The sequence below is a fragment of the Pseudoalteromonas sp. SIMBA_162 genome (assembly GCF_046535955.1).
Lineage (GTDB): Bacteria > Pseudomonadota > Gammaproteobacteria > Enterobacterales > Alteromonadaceae > Pseudoalteromonas > Pseudoalteromonas marina.
Window position 1 is genome coordinate 1 of sequence record NZ_JAWJBQ010000641.1, and the last position, 260, is coordinate 260.

Genomic DNA, 260 nt, shown 5'->3' on the forward strand with positions numbered 1-260 from the left:
TTTCTATTTTGCATCTATGGAAGGTGTTGAAGTGAGAGATATAGAGGTTTTTAAACATGAGCAAATAGAGCAGATTAGGAAGACTGCTGTTGCAGGAGAAATATATCAAGCTATTAAAAGGGTAAATCGAGATAACAGTCGTAATTCATTGATATATGTATTTTCTAAAAGCCAAGATGCAATTGATATTGTATTGAAGCAACTGCCAGGCGTTAAATAAAAAAAGATCGAGATGGAAGGTGTTCATAAGAAAAAGGAAT

The 260-nt window shown here is 33.1% G+C and carries 1 protein-coding gene; it reads left to right on the forward strand.

From position 1 onward, the window contains the following. The coding region (locus R0J88_RS21225) for a hypothetical protein (RefSeq protein WP_410901059.1) at nt 1–220 on the forward strand (220 nt) is incomplete at its 5' end. Nucleotides 221–260: the final 40 nt, after the last annotated feature.